Genomic DNA, 18,624 nt, shown 5'->3' on the forward strand with positions numbered 1-18,624 from the left:
TTACAAAGGATATTGTTGGATTCGCTGTGAGATGCAATGGGCTCCGGTAGTGTAGTCCGGCCAATCATTCCGGCCTTTCGAGCCGAAGACTCGGGTTCAAATCCCGGCCGGAGCACCAAATTCCAATTCCTTTTTCTAATATGTTTTAAATTCTTTTTCTAATATGTTTTAAATTCTTTTTCTAATATGTTTTTGTGTAATGTGAAAAATAGATTTTTGGACATTTTTATTGTAATATTTCTTCCAGATTATTTTGCCTGAGGGTGAGCTAGGAAGTTGAAACCATGTCTGAAAAACTGCATTCTGTGTCCGGATTTTATTTAAAGATCTCTTAATATCCGGAGTTTACATTTGATCCCAGAACTGTGTGACCTGCCTGAAATTCCTTCAGGTCCAGAGTTTTTACACTCATCTTTTTCCTCCTCCTTTTTTACAGGTCAACTTTTTGTCAATCAATTACTGTCAATCAATTACTGTCAATCAATTACTATCAATCAATTACTATCAATCAATTTCTTCTAAGGATACGCTGGTGGAACTCCTTTATTTCCTGGATTCTTTCCAGGTTTTGTGCTTCATCGAGGACTCCTGCTGTACTTAGCGATTCCAGTGCCAGCTTCCCTGCAGCAACAGCAGTTTCCATCCCATATTCCAGCGCAAGGATTCGGAGGGTTTCCAGAGCCCATACAGTTTGAACAAGTGCACTTTTAGAACCCTGCCGGGAAAGATCCTTTCCCAGTTTTCCAAGTGCCTGGATCACATCCTCTACCTGAGGCTCATTCCTTTTCCTTACAGCAGCAGTACCCAGTTCCTCAAGGAGGATCGCAGCCCCGACCGCACTATCCTCCAATTCCTGCCCGGCTGAAGAAGCCCCTATTTCTCCGAGAAGGTTTACGGCAGTAGCCAGGGTCTCGGAGAGGTTTTCTTCCATTGCTTTCATGGATAATTGCATAAGATATATCTCGGAAAGGCTTGCCAGAACCTCCATTTTTTCCCTTGAAGAGTTTTTCCCGAAGTTTCCCAGGGATTCGGCTGCACTTCTTGCCACAGCATCCATGCCCTTTCCTGCAAACTCCAGGGCAAGACTCCCCAGACCGGAAAGTGCTTTTAATGCAAGTGACTCTCTTTTCTGATCTGCAGCCTCAACAGCCACTTCCCCAAGAGAACGGACTGAGGCTACGGATGCAATCTCCATTCCTTTTTCGACAGTCGCTCTGCCTATGTCCCCCATAGCAATTATCAGAGCTTTTGCATCAAGCTCGTATTCTGCAGTAATATCCATATGTATCAGCTGCACTGCGAAATCCCTCAGGCTGCTAAAAGCATCTACCACCCCTTTAGCATCCCCATCATAGGCTTTCCTGAAGCCCTCTTCAATCATCCTGACTTCAGCCAGCTCACGTTCATCCACCGAAGACATGCAACACCCCGGAATAGTCTTTGTTAATCTTATGTCCTGTCTCATGATCAGTTTTCCTATCAGAGCCATTTTCCTATCGGAAGCTCTCCATGGCTGTAAGAAATTCCTCAGGGCTATATCAAAAACGGAGTATTTTCTGAACAGATTTATGGGCAGATATGGAAAGGTGCGGGTAAAGGCGCAGAAAAAAGCGCAAAAATAGGTCAATAAAGCGTAAAGTACATATACTAATGTACATTATTATGCCCTAGTGTACTAGGATGTGGAGTGCATTTATTATGTTGATCAATTTACTATGTTTAACTGATTGCTGTGTTAATTGATTGCTGTGTTAATTGATTGCTGTGTTAATTGATTGCTGTGTTAATTGATTGCTGTGTTAATTGATTGCTGTGTTAACTGATTTATGATCTTGGACTGATTTGTGGCATTTATGAACTCAGGAAAGTTCTCCTAAAAAACTGATGCAGGAAGATGGTTTTAATGAAATCTCAGGATATTGCTATTGTTGGAATTTTACTCGCAGTCGGTGCAATTGTGCGCTATTTATCCCTTGTTATCCCGGGACCCATAGTCTCGAATCTCGTAATAGCCTTTTACTGTCTTGCAATTATCCTTGTCGTACCCAAATTCACGGAAGTAATAGGGATAGGGATCGTAGCAGGCATCGTATGTGCCCTTCTCAGCCATTCTATTTTCCCACCTGCAAACCTTATCAGCGAACCAATAGGGGCAGTCACATGCCTGTTCACATATAAAGCTCTCAGTAACAAGCTATCGGTCTCTCCGGCCCTTTCAACCCTGCTCGGGACCCTTGCCAGCGGGACAAGCTTTGTAATTATTGCAATGCTTCTTGTTGCCCCTACAATCATGTCAAAGTTTGAGACCATGGGAGCTTTTGTAGGTGCTATAATCCCCATCGTAGTGTTGACTGCAATTGCTAACGCCGTTATTGTCCAGATCCTCTATGTTCCCGCTTCAAAGGTACTTGCCCGGGGGAAAGCATAAATCATGATTGAACTCAAAGACTTCTCGTATACCTATGGCACAGCTGGAAACCCGGCTCTGGATCGCATCAACCTTGAAATCCAGGCCGGGGAACTGCTCCTGGTCACCGGACACAGCGCAGCAGGAAAATCAACGCTTGCCTTTGCAATGGCAGGGATTCTCCACCATGAAATAGGGGGCCGGATCGAAGGAGACCTCTCTTTCAAAAGAAAGGATATCCGGGGCTTTGACGGCATGAAGGAACTGAGCCGGCATATAGGGATGGTTTTTGATGATGCTGAGTCCCAGCTGATTTTCACCACCGTCGAAGAAGAAATCCGCTCAGGGCTCGAAAACCGCTTCCACTCCGAAGCCGAAATAGGGCGCAGGTTAAAAGAGGTAATGGAACTCTGTGATATCAGCCACCTGAAACACCGGGCTCCTCACGCTCTGTCGGGCGGGCAGAAGCAAAAAGTTGCCCTTGCAGCAACCCTTGCCCTGGATACGGAAGTTCTAATCCTTGACGAAGCTACCGCCGAACTGGATACAAAAGCTGTAAGAAAAGTATTTTCCATCCTGAAGCGCTTAAAAGAAGCCGGAAAGACGATTATAATCGTCGACCACAATATAGAGGACTTCCTGGAAATAGGGGATCGAGTCGTGCTTCTTGAAAAGGGTAAAATAAAGGCCATAAAAAGCCCCTCGGACTTTACAGCAACCTCTCACACACATGAGGAAGGTACAACAGGCCTTCCCCTTTCAAGAAAAGATGGACAGCCGATTATTTCCGTAAAGAAACTCACCCAGCGTTATGGAGAAGTCCTGGCGCTCGATAGCATTGACCTTGATATCTACCCTGGGGAGCTCGTTGCCATCCTGGGAGAAAACGGCTCGGGAAAGACTACTCTTGTGAAACATTTCAACGGCCTTCTGCGCCCTTACTCCGGAAACGTAACCTTAAAGGGTCTAGATGCCTCCACAGTTCCCATAAACGAGCTCGTGAAGCACACAGGCCTGGTCTTCCAGAACCCGGACAACATGCTCTTTGAAGATACCGTGGAAGCCGAAATTAATTTCGGGCTGAATAATATTGGAGTAAAAGGGCCTGAAGCAGCAAGAGCAATCCTCCATTCCCTGGAACTCGTAAACCTGAGTGAAAAGCAAAAAGTCTTCCCCCGCCACCTTAGCCGCGGAGAGAGGCAGAGGCTGGCTGTTGCCTGTGTAATTGCAATGAAACCTGAACTGATAGTGCTTGACGAGCCCACCACAGGCCTGGACGCCGAAGAGTCAGACCGGATGATGCAGCTCATGCGAAAGCTCCAGCAGGAAGGCCACACCATAGTCATGGTGACTCATAACCTGCAGATCGTAAGAGACCATGCAGAAAGAGTTATTCGTATGGAGTCAGGAAAAATTGTGGAAGATTCGGTTAACAGGAAATTTTCCAGTAAAGAATGTGTCAGTAAAGAATGTGTAAGAGGAGGCACATGCGCATGAAAGAGATTATGCAGTACATAAACAGGGACAGCTTTTTACACCGCATGAACCCGCTTTCGAAGATCGCTGCAGTAACGGGCATAATAGCCCTGAGCGTGTTCACAACAAACCCCGAAGTCCTTGCCTTTATGGTGCTTGGGATTTTTCTGGCTTCCTTAAGAGCCGGTCTCCAGCAGGAACTCCTCAAGCAGCTAAAACTCCTGGTCTTCCTGAGCGTCACCCTGATCCTGCTCACCGTCTTCACCCTGAAAAGCGGGGAAACTGTCGGCTACCTGGTTCCCGCCGGTACCCTGACGGCCGGAGGGCTTGTCCCGATCACAACCGGAGCCCTGGACTTTGGAACCGTTCTTTCCCTCCGTTTCTTTGCAATGCTTTTTGCTTTCCAGCTCCTGGTGGTCACCACAAAACCAAGTGACCTCATGAAAGCCCTCCTGGCAATCCACATCCCTGTGGACTACGTGCTCATGTTCGTAATCGCCCTCCGCTTCATCCCAAGCCTCCAGATAGAAGGCCAGCGTATCCATGAAGCCCAGCTCGCAAGGGGCTACAACCCCGGTAAAGGCCTCCGCGGAAAAATTATGAGTGTAAAGCCAATCCTCGTGCCCCTGGTCGCAAATTCCCTCGGAAGGACCCAGGTGCTCGGCCTGACCATGGACATGAGGGGCTACAGGAGCCGGCAGAGCGTTGAGAAAAATAAGCTTTCCTGGAATAAGACCGATGTAGCAGCTGTGGGCTGTGTGGCTGTTATGGGGCTTGGAGTGGTGCTGGGCGGATTGATGTAAGCTCACCCTAACTTCTCCATCTGAAACTCAGAAAAACCTTCAGAAAAGAACTGAACTACAGAAAAGAACTGAACTGCAGAAAAGAATGAAATTATCAAAATCCATAAAAAAGAAGCAGAAGAATCAAAAAAGAGAAAAATAGGAAGTTAAGCCTTAACTTCGCTTCCTTGAAATCACATAGCCAACCAGAATTACTGCAGCAAGCATAACCACTGGCAGTAATACTTTTTTCAGGCTTCCGGAAATTCCGGAATTATTCTCCTCAGCTTCAGAATCGGCAACATCAGATTCTTTCTCGCCTGAAGCTCCGGAAACTGCCTTGAAATCCTTTTCATCGACAGAATTCCCCAGGGGCAAGGATACCCCTGAAACGTCCTCTTCCGGATAAAGGGCCATTATTGAAAAAGCTGAGAACCCGGGAGTATCTGCCTCATAATAGATGTATTTATCATCTTCACTGGTCTGGCTGGTAGAGAGTTCTACCCACTTTCCGTTGTCAAACTTACAAAGCCTGACTGAAGCCGAATCAATGCCATTTGAATTAATCCAGGCTTTCTCGACCTTGAAGCCAACAACTGCGTTTTCAATGTTACCCGGGCTTGCAGTCCCTTCATTTCCTACCCAGATATTAGTGTTTTCATAAACTTTCCCGGAGGGCAGTTCCGTTACCAGGGTGGATTTTCCCTTAAGCGTTTCGACAATAGTTGTAGTTTTTCCGACGGTCTTTTTGGGATCGAATTCAATGTACGCTATTGAGGTCACATTTTTTGAGAATACGAATTTAGCATGGTTGCCGTTGCTGATAAACTGCTGGGCTAGTTCTTTTACCTCAACATTGCTGGCAAGTTCGGGAGAGCCACCGGCACCTCCGGAGCTTGAAGAAGAAGACGAACCGGAAGAAGAGGTCGTGAAACTTATCACTTTAAATATCCCTGATTTTTCGTTATTCTCTTCATTAAACTCGAAAAACTGGCCCTCCGCATCTACAACTACCTTTAAGTCCATGCTTCCCGGACTGGTTGGGACCCAGTTGAATGTAAAGGAAGTTTTCGAACCCTCCTCAAGCCCGGCAACCGGAGAAAAAGAGATTTCATTTCCATTCAAGTAGCATTTTACACTGCAATTTCCAGATGGTGCAAGACCCACATTCATCAGCGTAACTTTAAATGTCACATTTTCGTTTTCACAGGGATTTGCCGGTTCCCAGGAAATATCCTCGATTATCAAATCGGGATAGCCGGATACGCCTATCAGGTTTTTATAAACGTACCACCCTTGCTGGTCCACATCACTCGATGTTTCGGGATACCTCTCATAATTTCCGGTTGCATCATTCTTCAATGCCACTCTTACCAGGAATACAACCTCATCGGACCCCTTATTTGGCTTGACCTTCAGGTTGAGAGTTTCATTTTTCCCTGTTTCCCAGCCGGACTTTACCAGGTCGACAAAAAGATACCCGATGAATCAATATTTATCCCGTCTTTTCCCTCAATCGAACTTCCACGCGGATAGAGTTTTACACTGTCCCCGCTTCCTTCCATACTCAATATTTCCTCATTATTCGGAAACGAAACCGTAATATGGCCTTCACTTGATTTTTCTCCGTTGTTTTTTGTTGTTACGGAGATAAGAGCGTATTCATTATTGTAAAGTTTCTTATCTATATAAACAGCTGTGCCTAAGGTTTCGGAAACCAGGGAATCTGCGGGTCCTGTTCCGGAAAGGTCGATATCAGCCTCAGCAAGTTCAACATCTTAATTTGTTTCAGATGCTACAGTATTAGATGGCATCAACAATACGAAAAACAAAAGCAAGAAACATGATACTGTTAAATATATCCTCATAACTTCTTCCCCCAAAATACATAACCGAAAGATCGAATATTAAGACGATTCTCAATGTTTCATTAGTAAATAATATTCAAACAACCATATAATTTAATGGAAATGTAATTCCTAATAAAAATTATGAAACTAAAGTAATCTAATTAAAAAAATTATAAAAATAAGATTTTAAAAAATGAAGAGCTGCTAATTAGAACCCTATTAATTTCTACTGAATCACATTAATAGATCTCTATGTCCCTCATGCTTTCCTTTCTTCGTTTCTTCTTTCTGCGGCTTTTCCGGTTTCACAGAAGTACAGGCTTTGTAACCTATATTTATTGTAAATGGGACATACAGGGCAGTTGCAGCTCTTTTTCAAAACCATTTCGGATGAACACCCGCGCGCACAAAAAAGGAAAGGTTCAGGTGGAAAGGGAAGACTCGGGCATGTGCCACAGTGTTCCATATAGATGCGAAGGTTTTCAGGAGTGTCAGCTACTACCGACCGGAACTGTTTCCCGGCCTCACTGATTTGAGAAGACTCCATAAGCTCGGATTTATGCTGTATCTTTTGTTTATGTCCCCTGGTTTGAGCAGTTTTTTGGAAAAATAATTCATTTCTGGATTTATCATCTGAGACCATAAGATTCCCCATAGAAGAGTTATATTGATAATAATAATAAAACCGCTGGCAAAATTCAATTCCAAAACGAGATGTTAAATCATGAAATAAAAATTAGATAAGTGGCCTGGAGATAAGGATAACCAGCCCATCGATAATTAAAAATAAGAGCTACAGAAAAATGTCAAAAAACGTAACATTAAAAGTTAGATTGACCACGCAAAAGAAAGTTCCAGAAACAGACTTAAAGTGATCAAAAAATTGCAAAGTGATCAAAAAATTGCAATAGTTTGAAGATTCAGTAATTATAAAGTATGAAGTTTTTGCACCTGGAAGTGTGAAGTTTCTATACTGGCCCATATATCAAAGAACTTATATATCATAGAATAGTAGGATAATTATTAGAGAGATTTATAAGGGGTCAAGTTAACATCCGGGGAGATTCTGTAAATAGTGAATTTTCTATCTATACCATGTTATATTAGTTGTCATTTGTATAAAAAAGTTGGTTGAAATATAAGGTGTTGGTGATTGATTGAGAGCCCGTTGTTATGGTTCATGGGCCCTCAATCGTATGAAACCCCCTTTAAAGAATACTCCCACATATTCTTTACACAACTGTAAGAGAAAGCAATAAAGATTTGCTGTTGTTTGTGGTGATTGATTGAGAGCCCTTTATTATGATCCCTTGGGCTCTCAATCGGATGAAACCCCTATTAATGAATACTCCCCAAGTATTCTACGTACAAACATGCACTAATGTGCTTCTCTTACAATTACTATCTTTCTAATGCTGAAATTCTATATATAATAAATTATGTTAAATATTCAATGATTGATTAATTTTGTTTGCTTATTAACATTTGATCGAGGCATTATTTTATAACCCACTGAAAAATATAGTTTATCTCTAAAATATAGGTAGTTTCGAATTTTTTAATCCAATTGAAATTTTCAAGTAAAGCAAAACGTGGAATAAACGAAATTTCAAGCAACTATTCGGCCACTGATAAAAAAATATGTTTTTTGATTTTTGACAGTGTTCATTTTTCCAAAAGATGCTGTGCCGATACAATGCGTTTTTTGTGAGAAAAATACTGTATTAATTAGCACAATATGTCAGCGACAGGATAAAATTAAAGCTGCATATTACCCTCTATACGAGTTACAAATCAGAACCTATTAAAAAGGCCTCTCATAGAAATAAGATTCGAACAAAAACTCCGCAGCTGTCGCTTTAAAAATCCCATTCGCGATATCAAGAAATATCTGTAGAGCATGGGACTAAGGACAGATTCTGAATTACTACTCCAATGGTTCAGCTCTGGATAGAAGTTGCTCTGCTGATTATTAGATCTCGTTTTTTCTCAGTTGGAGTTACTATTTCAGTAATTCTGGCTAGGAGTTACTTTGATAACTCCGCCCCTATCTGTAGTGTTTCCAGCTTGAGATTCTTCTTCAACCGCAGTTTCGTCTTCAGTTACAGTTTCGTCTTCAGTTATGGTTTCGTTCTCAGCTGGAATTACTTCAACGGGAGTTACTTCTTCAACTGGAGATAACTCTTCAACTGGAGTTGCTTCTTCGACTGGAGTTACAGGTTCTTCAGTACCAGTGTCAGTACATCCTATTGCAAGGAATACACTGCATAAGACCAGCAAAATAACCAATTCTCTTCTCATCGTCTCCCCACGCAAAAATCAGATAATTTATAATTAATGGTTTGATATTATGTTTGATATTATAATAGTTTATATCAGCTTCTAAACATAGTTTTTTATGATTTAGAGTATGGACCAGAAATTTGAAAGACAGATATAGTCAATTCAAAGCACTGTTTTCCCCCCGGGTTTAACCATTTCCGGAATGATAGAAGGCTCTTAAAAATAAGACTATTTGAAATGGATTCAGTAACTTGAGAACCAGGAAAAAAATAAATTTGGCTTAATTGATAGAAAAACGATATAGTTTTAATTGCATACTTAAAAGCTGCATATTCCAACCTGAAAAATAAGAGCTGTTTTTGAAAGACTTTCCCAATTAAATTAAGATTTTCGGACAAGCCCCCTATTTCAAATATGATCCTTAAAACAGAGAATTCAATTAACTCTTTGACAATCTTGTTCATCTTTTTATAGATTTATAATCCTCCAATGAAATAACCCATCATAACCGTTATAAACAACTATTCAATACCGGATGGATCGAATAAAGGCATTCATAGATGCCTTTTCGAGAAAAAGATCTTAGATATATCTTATTCTGCTTATTGGACTTAAATGCTGTAGCTGCACCTTCATTTGTTTTTGAAAACCCTCATTCGCCCATATTACGATATTACCTGATTTTATACTGTAATCGGCTAAAATTAAAAGCTGTATTTTGAACTGCCGCTTCCACCATTTATTTGTTAGGAGTTACCTGGATTACTCCAGTCCTTTCTGTGGTGGTTGCAGTTTCAGTATCTTCTTCCTCTGCGGCTGTCATTTCCTCTTCAGCTATAATTTCCTCTTCGACTGCGCCTCCTTCTTCGGTTACAGTTTCGGTTTCAGTTGCATTCATTTCTTCAGTTGCAGTCTCCTCTTCAGTTTCAGTTACCTCTTCAGTCACAGGCACCTCTTCAGTTGCAGGCATCTCTTCGGTTACAGGCATCTCTTCAGTTGGAGTTCCTGTTTCATTCGGCTGTTCGGTACCTGCGCATCCTATTGCCAGGAACACGCTGAATAGAACTATTAAAATAAGCAGTGCTTTTCTCATATTTTTCCCCCATGTAAAATTGAGTGCTTTATAATTAATATTCCGGTTTTATAATTGTTACTACCAGCTTCTGAACACAGTTTCGTTATTTAGTTAATTTTGAATCTACCGGATGAAATCTGAGTTCATCTCGGAAACAGATATCGGAAAGCAAATCAGAGCATTTTTTTCCATTTAAGAGTCTTACCTGCCCTTAAATTATAATAGCGGGAATTCCAATAATACTAAAGGACTCTTTTTGGGTGGGGGCAAGTCATGAAAATCAAATCCGTTAATCCTTATACTGAAGAAGTGAACTGGACTTACGATGCATTATCTTTCGGGGACTGCGAAGACCAGATTGAAAAGTCCAGGTCTGCTTTTTCATCATGGGGTTCTTTTTCAGTTGAGGAAAGAACGACGTATATCGCGCGGACAGCTGAGGTGCTCAGGCAGAACAAAAGGGTATATGCCGAGATTATTACAAAAGAAATGGGAAAGCCAATAAGGCAGTCGCTTGGAGAAATTGAAAAATGCGCATGTCTCTGTGACTATTATGCGGAAAATGCAGCAGATTTTCTGAAAGACGAAGTTGTGGAAACAGAAGCTGAAAAAAGCTATGTCACCTTTGAACCCCTTGGAATAATTCTCGGGATAATGCCCTATAATTACCCTTTCTTGCAGGTTTTCAGGTTTGCAGTGCCCGCACTGATTGCAGGAAACGTGTGCCTGCTAAAGCATGCGTCCAACGTGCCCGGGTCGGCTCTTGAAATAGAAAAGGTCTTTACCGGAGCAGGACTGCCTGAGGATGTATTTAAGACCCTGCTGATAGACTCTAAAGCTGCCATGGAAATTCTTGATGAAGACCTTGTGGACGGGGTTTCACTTACCGGAAGCGTAGTAGCAGGGTCTGAGATAGGAGAGCTTGCCGGGAGAATGATCAAGCCTTTTGTGCTGGAACTTGGAGGGTCTGACCCTTTCATAGTGCTTGAGGATGCAAATATAGACCGAGCTGCGCAGGTCGCAGTAAAGTCCCGTTTTCTCAATACCGGGCAGAGCTGTACTGCTGCCAAGAGGTTCATTGTCATTGAAGATGTTGTTGTGGATTTCATCGAGGCATTTGAACTGCATATGCAAGAGCTGAAAATCGGGGACCCCATGGATGAGGAAACTGACATAGGGCCGGTGGCAAAAAAAGAATTTGTTGACAGCCTTGAAAAGATCCTGAAGGATGCAAAAAAGAAAGGGGCGGAACCCCACATTTACGGGGAGAAACCGGAGAACGGCTTTTTCTTTATGCCAACCCTTATCCCTGCAGCCAGTACGGACATGAAGGTCTGCAATGTTGAGGTATTCGGGCCTATTGCACCCGTAATCATGGCAAAGGATGAGGATGAAGCTGTGGAGATTGCAAACTCCACGGAATTCGGACTCGGAGCCGAGATCTGGTCTGAAGACCTGAAGAGAGCCGAAAGGCTGGCAAAAAGGATCAGGGCAGGTCTTGTAACCATCAATGGAAGAGTAAAGTCCGATCCAAGGCTGCCTTTTGGAGGGGTCAAGAAATCCGGAATCGGAAGGGAGCTTTCATATTACGGGATAAAGGAATTTGTAAACGTAAAGACCGTCGTGGTTAACAAATAAAAATAGATAGAGTAAGATTTAGAATCAAGTAAGATTTAGAATCAAGTAAGATTTAGAATCAAGTAAGATTTAGAATCGAGTAAGATTTAGAATCGAGTAATACTTGAGGTTTTTTATGAAAGCTTCGGACCTTTTTGTTGCCCAGCTTAAAGAGGAAGGCGTGGAATATATTTTCGGACTCCCTGGAGAAGAAAATCTTGACTTTCTCGAATCTCTGCGAAACTCGAACATCAAATTGATCATAACAAGGCATGAACAGGCTGCGGCATTTATGGCTGCAGCTTACGGGAGGCTGACAGGAAAACCGGGGGTTTGTTTTTCAACCCTCGGTCCGGGAGCGACTAACCTTGTTACAGGTGTTGCCCAGGCACAGCTTACAGGAGCTCCCTTTATCTCAATCTCCGGACAAAAGGCGCTGATTGACAACTGGCAGGCCCGTTTCCAGCTTGTAGATGTTGTCAGGATGATGGAACCGCTCTGCAAAAAGGCTGTATCCATCACCGACCCGGGGATGATCCCTACAGTAATCCGAAACGCCTTCAAGCACGCGGAAGCCGAAAGGCCGGGAGCTGTACATATTGAGCTTCCTGAGGATGTGGCTGGAGAAGAGACAGATGCAGTTGTGCAGAAGCGGAGCGAGATCAAAATCCCCCGTCCTGATCCTGAAGCTGTTAAAATGGCAGCAAGTATGATCCACGAAGCTAAAACTCCCCTTATAATAGTCTCTTCAGGAGCTAACCGGAAGGCGGTCACTGAAGAACTCGAATATTTTGCCAGAAAGACCGGAATCTACCTTGTGCACACACAAATGGGAAAAGGGGTAGTCCCTGATGACTGTCCTTATAGCCTCTTTGCTACCGGAATCCATGCAAGAGATTACATAAACTGTGGAATTGACGGGGCAGATCTGATAATAACAGTGGGTTACGATATCGTAGAATACCCTCCCTACCTCTGGAACGAGCAGCTGGATAAAAAGATCATAAATATAGATTTCGTGGATTCCGTACCTGACAGGTATTTCAATCCTACGATAGAAATCATTGGAGATATTGTCTCTTCAATCAGAGAACTTGCCGCAAACATCCCGGAAAAGCGAGAATTTCCGATCTTTGAGCATACCAGGAGTTTCATAGAGGAAAAAATAAGTGCTCCTGCCAGGAAAAGTTACCCCCCTCTTCCGCAGGCAGTAGTTCAGAATGTCAGGAAAGTGCTTGGGAGAGATGACATAATCACGCTGGACAACGGGATTTATAAACTCTGGTTCTCCCGCCTTTACAAGACCTATGCTCCGAACACTGTGCTCCTTGACAATGCTCTTGCAACTATGGGTGCAGGGCTCTCGTCCGGAATTACCGCAAAACTTCTTCATCCGGAACGCCGCGTACTTGCAATCTGCGGGGACGGGGGTTTTATGATGAACTGCCAGGAGCTCGAGACCGCAATCCGCCATGGAATCTCTGTGGTTGTCCTGATTCTCAATGACAATGCCTTTGGCTTTATTAAATGGAAGCAGAAAAAAAGGCATTTTGAGGATTTCGCCCTGGACTATGGAAACCCTGATTTTTCACTCTTTGCCAAGAGTTTCGGGGCTGCGGGAATCAAAGTCAAAGAAGACGATGACCTTGCAGAAGTTCTGGAAAAAGCTTTTGCCATGAATAAAGTAGTTGTTATCGAATGTCCTATCGACTATTCCGTAAACTATGAGACCTTCTCGATAGAACTGAGAAACCTTACATGTAAATTCGAATAAGCAGATTTAAGCAGATTTAAGCAGATTTAAGCAGATTTTTCTTCAAGGGTTTGCAGGTTGATATTATGCAAACCCTCCATTGTTGAAATCAAACACCGGGGGATACAATTGGGAGATGCAGAGAAAACCTGTGCTTGAATCTCTGCCTGTAAGGCTCGGAAAATTTCCGGTAAAGGAGCGTGTATACTGATGAAACTGAAGGTATTCCGCTTTAATCAAGAAACCGGGGAGTCCCATTACGATACCTTTGAAATCGAACCCTCGGCAGGGATGACAGTGCTTTCTGCGCTATTCAAGATCCAGGAAGAGTTCGAGGATTCCCTTGCCTTCCGCTATTCCTGCCGGGGGGCAGTCTGCGGGAGCTGTGCAATGCTAATTAACAAAATACCAGCGCTTGCCTGTCGGACCCGGATCGAGCCCCTTCTAAAAGGGGAAGGTAAAATAAAGCTGAAACCTTTTCCGGGAATGGAAGAGACCGTTTCCTGGAATCCCGAAAATGAGGTCCTTGTGGAACCCCTCCCGGCCCTGCTAAAAGTAAAGGACCTTATTGTGGATATGGACAAATTCTTCGAATTCTACAGGGCAGTCGAGACTACCTTTAAACCGGTTTCCGAACCCCCTGAGAAGGAGAGGCTCATGCAGCCTGATGACGTAAAGGAGCTTGAGAAGTATAAAAACTGCATACTCTGTGCTGCATGTGTGGGTTCCTGCCCGGTCTCGGGAAAAGACAGAGATTTTTTGGGACCGGCTGCTCTTGCAAAGCTGTATAGATTCCATATTGACCCACGTGAGGCTGATGATGAATCGAGGCTCATGCTTGCCAACAGTAAATTCGGCTGGTGGGGCTGTGAATTCCATGCCAACTGCAGGGCTGTCTGCCCGAAAGGCGTTCCACCTATTGAGGGAATAGGGAAAGCCAGAAAGGAAATCAAGGAGCTTGGAAAGAAACCGGATTAAAACTCCGGAAGCTTTTAAAGAAGAATTTTCTGAGATGAGGCTAGGTGAGTCTATTATTCTGAAAACCCGAATTGAAAAGGATTCCCTTGGGGAAATGGAAATCCAGGAAAATATTTATTACGGCATTCAGACCCAGAGAGCGCTCTGCAATTTTCCTGTCAGCGGGCACAGGGAAAGGCCTGAATTAGTCAGGGCATACATTCTGATAAAAAAAGCAGCAGCGATTGCGAATATGGAACTTGGAGCTCTTGACAGGGAGAGAGGAAACGCAATCGTAGCAGCAGCTGAAGAAGTACTTTCAGACCCTGCCGGAAAGTATTCGGACCAATTTCCCGTAGATGTTTTTCAGGCAGGGGCAGGAACTTCCTTTAATATGAACATTAACGAGGTTCTCGCAAACCGTGCTCTCGAAATAATGGGCCGAAAAAGGGGAGATTATGATTTTCTGAGCCCTAATGACCACGTGAACAGGGCCCAGTCGACTAATGATACTTTTCCAACCGCTTCCTACATAGCCATCATTTTTGCAGCTGATAGGCTTCTTGATGTGCTTGCTTCTCTATCGGGAGCTTTTCAGGCAAAGGCCAGAGAGTTTTCAGGAATTCCGAAGTCTGGCAGGACACATCTTATGGATGCCGTACCTGTGACACTTGGAGACGAGTTCGGGGCTTATTCAGCTGCTCTTTTAAGGGCTTCACGCAGGATAAAAGAACGAAGAGATGATCTCCTGGAGCTTCCGTTAGGAGGCACTGCAACCGGAACAGGAGCAAATACATATCCTGGTTATCGGGAACTTGTAATCTCAAAACTTTCCGAACTTTGCAAACTACCTTTCCGAAGAGCAGATAACAGCTTCGAAGCTCTGCAGAGCCGGTCCCAGCTTGCAGCCTTTTCAGGGGCTCTCCGGGAACTTGCACTTGAACTTATAAGAATAGCTAATGACCTGAGGCTTCTTAATGCCGGCCCTACAACCGGAATTTCCGAAATTGAGCTCCCGCCTGTACAGCCCGGATCATCCATGATGCCCGGGAAATATAACCCTGTAATGGCTGAATGCCTGGATATGATAGGATTCCAGATTGTGGGTAACGATACAGCAGTCGCTCTTGCAGCCCAGGCAGGGCAGTTAGAGCTCAATGTTATGACTCCTGTCATGACTTCTAACGTGCTCGTATCTATTGCCCTGCTCACGAATTATCTGCCAGTTTTTCAGGAACGTTGTGTAAAAGGAATTAAGGCGCATGAGGACAGGTGCAGGAATTACCTTAAGCTAAATCCTATTCTGGTAACCTTCCTTGCTCCAAAGATCGGGTATATTAAAGCAGCAGAGATCGCAAAAGAGGTGCTGGAGAAGAAAATGTCTGTTAAGGAAGTTGTATTAATGAAAGGAATTTTGAGTAAAGAGGAAGCTGATGAACTGCTCAAAATTGAAAAGCTATTATAACTGCTTAATTCCAGAGCATATTGCTGTTTTATGCTTTCTAAAGTACATATCTTTATAAATTAGGATAATGAGATACTTGGAAAAATGAGATAGTTGAGTACAGAAAAGTCGACAGTTAAAACGTTGATATTTAAAACGTTGATATTTAAAACGTTGATATTTAAAACGTTGACAGTTAAAAAGCAGACCGTGAGAAAGTCAATAGTGAGACAGTTTTCCCACATAAATCCGCAGTTTATTTGTGGGATTTTTAATTAAAAGTTTTTAGTTATATTTTCTCGGTCGTTTTCAATCTGAATTTCAGGCTTTTTAACTTATAAATTTTAATTTGCGCTTCCTAATTTGTAGATATAATATTGCAATTATTCAAAATAAATTGCAATTATTCAAAACCACTGGCTGATTGAGGCTACAGTTAAGGTAGTGCTATGCAAAGCGAATAAGGACTGTTTAAGGTATCTTAATTAAGGTACCCTTTTCTTTCAAGCCATTCAATCTGGGGTCTTGTGTATTTCCAGGTAACATCAGCTTTTGAGTCCTGAACTTCCCAGGGGTTGGCTATGACAACATCGCCTTCGCGGATCCACATTCTCTTTTTCTTGGAACCGGGGATACGGCCCATGCGGACAACGCCGTCCATACACTGTAGTGTAACTCTTTTAGAGCCAAGTAAACTTGCTACTGTTGCCAGTACTTCGTTTCTGTCCTTACGTGGAGTTCTCACCCTTGTTACTTCCTGGGCTCCGTCTCCCGGCCCTACTGGTTTATTAGATCCTGCTTGTCTTTTTCTTATAGTGCTTCTGTAATTAGCCAGATTAATTCCTCCTCTGCTGATTTATATCTTAATAATTTCAATTTAATTGTATTTGTTGATTATCATTCCAGATTCCGTTTGTTTTTCCTTCTTTTATGGATGCCATCAAAGACATTTGCGGTTTTGGACAGATTTAATTAAATTGTTATGTATTTGATTTCTGAACCCATCCATAAAAACAAAAGGCGAAAAACAAAGAAAATAAAAAAACGAATAGTGAAAATGAATTGGGTGTTAATCCAATAAATAATTAAATTAACACTCAAGCCAGATTATCATTAGAACTTCCTGTGGTTAGGAAGGCAATCTCTGCAGTAAACCGGCCGTCCTTCTGTTGGTTTGAACGGAACTTCGGTCTCAACACCGCAGTCAGAACAGGTTACTTTAGTCATTTCTCTGGGGCCGCTGTTGCCGCCTCTGAAACCACCACTTCCACCACGGTTGCCGTCTCTGCTGCCACCACGGTAAGAGTTTCCTCTGTCATTAAAACCCATTTTTGTTTCACCTCCGCTTATAGCGGATATCTATAGAGTAAAAACAAGATTGTATAAAATTTATTGATTAAAAACAAAAATTGGTTTTTAATAACAATTATACGTCTCTTTATTTTCAACTACTCCTACATAGGAGTTTAATTATATAAAATTTTCCATCAAAAAATATAGAGTAGTGCCCGTGAGTTATTGATTATGTCTGGCAAACCGGGCACATCTGCCTTCTTTGACCTGATTTGAGAACAGCCCATCTGTATACGATTTTCATTAACTGACCCCATTAACTGAGCCCATTAACTGACCCCACGAACAAATAGAGTAACAGGATAAAATCAGCTCAATTATAAAAAAAAGATCGAAAGAAAGCTCAATTTTTGAGCAAATGAAAAGTGGAACAGCATAATCATTTAATAAAGTACATTATAAAAAGAAGTAGTCCGTTTGACCTGCTCAAGCTAAGCAAAACGGACATAATCTATCAAGTGAAATTTTTCGAATAAATTCGAAATTAGTAGCGGTTCTCTCTGGGCTTCCTGTGGTTAGGAAGGCAGTCTCTGCAGTAGACCGGTCTGTCGGGATCAGGTTTGAAAGGAACCTGAGTTTCAGCGCCGCAGTCGGAACAGGTTGCGTTGTGCATTTCCTTCGGGGCTCCGAAACCTCCCCGGTTACTGTCTCTTCCCCGGAAGGAGTTTCTGTCATTAAAAGCCATTTTCTTTTCACCTCCGCTTACAACGGATAGTCATTTGCTTAAAAATAAGATTGTATAGAGCTCTTTGATTAAAAACAGAAATTAGTTTTTAATAACAGATTATACATCTCTTTATTTTTAATGTTTCCACTATACAATCAAATTATATAAATCTTGCCTATACGGATTAAAAGACCATAAAAATATAATTTATCTGAAGCCACCTGCTTTTAAATCCAAATCATCCAGATCCTACGGATCAAACGACCGATATTTAAACTCCACAGGCTTTTTGACCACTACTTTTCAGAAAATAATGGAACCTGACTTTTTTAATTACTCAATTTCTCTTTTTAGGTAGTGCCAGAAAGCCCATACACAGACCAGTTCCCAGCCCTCAGCACCAAATCTGTTGAGGTCTTCTGTAGTTCCTCTTCCCATTTTCAGGATTGGAACACACTTATATTCAAATTTTTTCACGCAATATATCCCGGATTTAATGTTTTTAAGACTTACGCACTTGAGGTACAAAATCAAGTTTATTATAACACTGTTGTGGCACTATCCGAAAGCAGGAGTATAATGCATGTATGCATGTTAAGCCGGGTAATACATGAAATAGCAAACTCTGCAAGCAAGTACAATCAGCATACCAGTAAAATAGTGCAATCTGATAAAAGATAAAGCAGGATTGTTGAAAAACCGGAAAGATAAAGCAGGATTGTTGAAAAACCGGAAAAAGATAAAGCAGGATTGTTGAAAAGCTGGAAAAGGATAAGCAGGAGATGAAAAGGGCAGAAAACTATAGATAGCTCTGAATAATGCAGAATTATTGAAAAGAGGAATAAGAGGTTTAAACCGTGGCACTGGTTAAAACCAAATAATATTAAGAAAGTTGTATTTTGTGAATTGAGCCTTATAAATTATCAGGCAGTTATTTAAGGTAGCCTTTGCGCTCGAGCC

Annotated in this window: 15 protein-coding genes and 1 tRNA gene; 8 read left to right on the plus strand and 8 right to left on the minus strand. The window is 42.3% G+C overall.

Annotation, left to right across the window (positions count from 1 at the left end; genetic code table 11):
- Positions 1-40: 40 nt before the first annotated feature.
- Positions 41-118 (plus strand) — tRNA-Glu (locus EO95_RS12660).
- A 390-nt stretch (positions 119-508) separates the two neighbouring features.
- On the opposite strand, the gene EO95_RS12665 is transcribed toward EO95_RS12660, so the two are convergent.
- Positions 509-1,489 carry a hypothetical protein gene (locus tag EO95_RS12665; protein ID WP_235283006.1) on the minus strand — a complete coding sequence of 327 codons (981 nt, stop codon included), beginning with the start codon at positions 1,487-1,489 and terminating at the stop codon, positions 509-511.
- Positions 1,490-1,903: 414 nt separating this feature from the next.
- Between EO95_RS12665 and EO95_RS12670 the strand changes: the two genes are divergently transcribed.
- From EO95_RS12670 to EO95_RS12680, 3 genes are read left to right on the plus strand one after another with little or no spacing between them, the layout of a single operon-like run.
- Positions 1,904-2,428, plus strand: coding sequence for a tryptophan transporter (locus tag EO95_RS12670; protein ID WP_048135124.1), 525 nt, complete (start codon positions 1,904-1,906; stop codon positions 2,426-2,428).
- 3 nt (positions 2,429-2,431) lie between these two features.
- A complete protein-coding gene (locus EO95_RS12675; RefSeq protein WP_048135126.1) occupies positions 2,432-3,904 on the plus strand; it encodes an ABC transporter ATP-binding protein in 1,473 nt (490 codons plus the stop codon).
- Positions 3,901-4,686 carry an energy-coupling factor transporter transmembrane protein EcfT gene (locus EO95_RS12680; RefSeq protein ID WP_048135128.1) on the plus strand — a complete coding sequence of 262 codons (786 nt, stop codon included), beginning with the start codon at positions 3,901-3,903 and terminating at the stop codon, positions 4,684-4,686. The genes EO95_RS12675 and EO95_RS12680 overlap by 4 nt, the downstream gene beginning before the upstream one ends.
- 153 nt (positions 4,687-4,839) lie before the next feature.
- Here EO95_RS12680 and EO95_RS16800 read toward each other — a convergent pair whose 3' ends face one another.
- From EO95_RS16800 to EO95_RS12705, 4 genes are all read right to left on the minus strand, one after another.
- A complete protein-coding gene (locus EO95_RS16800) occupies positions 4,840-6,033 on the minus strand; it encodes a PGF-pre-PGF domain-containing protein (RefSeq protein ID WP_235283007.1) in 1,194 nt (397 codons plus the stop codon).
- Positions 6,034-6,774: 741 nt separating this feature from the next.
- Complete coding sequence (locus EO95_RS12690; RefSeq protein WP_235283008.1) at positions 6,775-7,062, minus strand: DUF2769 domain-containing protein; 288 nt, start codon at positions 7,060-7,062, stop codon at positions 6,775-6,777.
- A gap of 1,460 nt (positions 7,063-8,522) precedes the next feature.
- Positions 8,523-8,816, minus strand: a complete 294-nt coding sequence (locus EO95_RS12695) for a hypothetical protein (RefSeq protein ID WP_048135132.1) — start codon at positions 8,814-8,816, stop codon at positions 8,523-8,525.
- Positions 8,817-9,537: 721 nt separating this feature from the next.
- Entirely contained in the window at positions 9,538-9,891 is a 354-nt protein-coding gene (locus tag EO95_RS12705; protein WP_048135139.1) for a hypothetical protein, read from the minus strand.
- 255 nt (positions 9,892-10,146) lie between these two features.
- Between EO95_RS12705 and EO95_RS12710 the strand changes: the two genes are divergently transcribed.
- The 4 genes from EO95_RS12710 (at position 10,147) to EO95_RS12725 (ending at position 15,665) form a co-directional block, all read left to right on the plus strand.
- Positions 10,147-11,511 (plus strand): NAD-dependent succinate-semialdehyde dehydrogenase, encoded by a 1,365-nt coding sequence (locus tag EO95_RS12710; protein WP_048135141.1) that lies wholly within the window; start codon positions 10,147-10,149, stop codon positions 11,509-11,511.
- Between the two features lie 115 nt (positions 11,512-11,626).
- On the plus strand, positions 11,627-13,264 hold the full coding sequence (locus EO95_RS12715; RefSeq protein ID WP_048135143.1) for an acetolactate synthase large subunit: 1,638 nt from the start codon (positions 11,627-11,629) through the stop codon (positions 13,262-13,264).
- A gap of 189 nt (positions 13,265-13,453) precedes the next feature.
- Entirely contained in the window at positions 13,454-14,221 is a 768-nt protein-coding gene (locus EO95_RS12720) for a succinate dehydrogenase/fumarate reductase iron-sulfur subunit (protein WP_052733584.1), read from the plus strand.
- A gap of 34 nt (positions 14,222-14,255) precedes the next feature.
- On the plus strand, positions 14,256-15,665 hold the full coding sequence (locus EO95_RS12725) for an aspartate ammonia-lyase (RefSeq protein WP_048135157.1): 1,410 nt from the start codon (positions 14,256-14,258) through the stop codon (positions 15,663-15,665).
- Between the two features lie 460 nt (positions 15,666-16,125).
- On the opposite strand, the gene eif1A is transcribed toward EO95_RS12725, so the two are convergent.
- From eif1A to EO95_RS12740, 3 genes are all read right to left on the minus strand, one after another.
- Positions 16,126-16,458, minus strand: coding sequence for a translation initiation factor eIF-1A (eif1A, locus tag EO95_RS17185; protein ID WP_082106045.1), 333 nt, complete (start codon positions 16,456-16,458; stop codon positions 16,126-16,128).
- A 299-nt stretch (positions 16,459-16,757) separates the two neighbouring features.
- Complete coding sequence (locus tag EO95_RS12735; protein WP_048135151.1) at positions 16,758-16,973, minus strand: CxxC-x17-CxxC domain-containing protein; 216 nt, start codon at positions 16,971-16,973, stop codon at positions 16,758-16,760.
- A gap of 508 nt (positions 16,974-17,481) precedes the next feature.
- The gene (locus EO95_RS12740) at positions 17,482-17,682 is read right to left on the minus strand and encodes a CxxC-x17-CxxC domain-containing protein (RefSeq protein ID WP_048135153.1); all 201 of its coding nucleotides are present in this window, start codon (positions 17,680-17,682) and stop codon (positions 17,482-17,484) included.
- Positions 17,683-18,624 lie beyond the last annotated feature (942 nt).

Origin of the sequence: Methanosarcina sp. 1.H.T.1A.1 (assembly GCF_000979295.1) — an archaeon.
In the GTDB taxonomy this organism is placed as follows: Archaea; Halobacteriota; Methanosarcinia; order Methanosarcinales; family Methanosarcinaceae; genus Methanosarcina.

Bases quoted from the DNA above. Each gene is read 5' to 3' on its own strand.
- EO95_RS12665 (WP_235283006.1), bottom strand. From the start codon at position 1,489: ATGGCTCTGATAGGAAAACTGATCATGAGACAGGACATAAGATTAACA.
- EO95_RS12670 (WP_048135124.1), top strand. From the start codon at position 1,904: ATGAAATCTCAGGATATTGCTATTGTTGGAATTTTACTCGCAGTCGGT.
- EO95_RS12675 (WP_048135126.1), top strand. From the start codon at position 2,432: ATGATTGAACTCAAAGACTTCTCGTATACCTATGGCACAGCTGGAAAC.
- EO95_RS12680 (WP_048135128.1), top strand. From the start codon at position 3,901: ATGAAAGAGATTATGCAGTACATAAACAGGGACAGCTTTTTACACCGC.
- EO95_RS12690 (WP_235283008.1), bottom strand. From the start codon at position 7,062: ATGGAGTCTTCTCAAATCAGTGAGGCCGGGAAACAGTTCCGGTCGGTA.
- EO95_RS12695 (WP_048135132.1), bottom strand. From the start codon at position 8,816: ATGAGAAGAGAATTGGTTATTTTGCTGGTCTTATGCAGTGTATTCCTT.
- EO95_RS12705 (WP_048135139.1), bottom strand. From the start codon at position 9,891: ATGAGAAAAGCACTGCTTATTTTAATAGTTCTATTCAGCGTGTTCCTG.
- EO95_RS12710 (WP_048135141.1), top strand. From the start codon at position 10,147: ATGAAAATCAAATCCGTTAATCCTTATACTGAAGAAGTGAACTGGACT.
- EO95_RS12715 (WP_048135143.1), top strand. From the start codon at position 11,627: ATGAAAGCTTCGGACCTTTTTGTTGCCCAGCTTAAAGAGGAAGGCGTG.
- EO95_RS12720 (WP_052733584.1), top strand. From the start codon at position 13,454: ATGAAACTGAAGGTATTCCGCTTTAATCAAGAAACCGGGGAGTCCCAT.
- EO95_RS12725 (WP_048135157.1), top strand. From the start codon at position 14,256: ATGAGGCTAGGTGAGTCTATTATTCTGAAAACCCGAATTGAAAAGGAT.
- EO95_RS12735 (WP_048135151.1), bottom strand. From the start codon at position 16,973: ATGGGTTTTAATGACAGAGGAAACTCTTACCGTGGTGGCAGCAGAGAC.
- EO95_RS12740 (WP_048135153.1), bottom strand. From the start codon at position 17,682: ATGGCTTTTAATGACAGAAACTCCTTCCGGGGAAGAGACAGTAACCGG.